Here is a 400-nt window from a genome sequence, read left to right on the forward strand (position 1 = left end):
GAGCCGATCGCCGCTGCTGATGAACACCTGCGGCTTGGCCGCATCCGGGTTGAGCGTGCCGAGATAGACGAATGGCAACGCAGGCGCGCTCGGTGGTGGAGCCGGCTCCGGCGCTGGCGCAACAACAGGAGGGGGCGGGGGCGGGGGCGGCAGCCACGACAATACGGCGAATGGATCGTTGTCCGACGTCTCCGACAGCGGCGCACGCAACTCGGCGAGGCGCACGCGCGGCGCGGCTGGCTCCGTCTTGGCGGCCGGTTCAACACCTGAGGCCACCACGGGGTGCGACGCATCGCGTGCGGCAGCATGGCGCACGCTGGGCGGTACCGCCGCCTCCACATTCAACACATGCAACGCGTGCAGGCGCTTCGCGCCGCCCCAATAGGACAACACCGCGGTG

Annotated in this window: 1 protein-coding gene; it reads right to left on the bottom strand. The window is 70.2% G+C overall.

Features of this window, described 5'->3' with window-relative positions:
* Window positions 1-400, bottom strand: a 400-nt coding sequence (locus tag RVY79_RS17760) for a hypothetical protein (RefSeq protein ID WP_411161743.1), incomplete at both ends; no start/stop codon positions are given.

This window comes from Chromohalobacter sp. HP20-39 (assembly GCF_033052815.1).
Classification (GTDB): Bacteria; Pseudomonadota; Gammaproteobacteria; order Pseudomonadales; family Halomonadaceae; genus Chromohalobacter.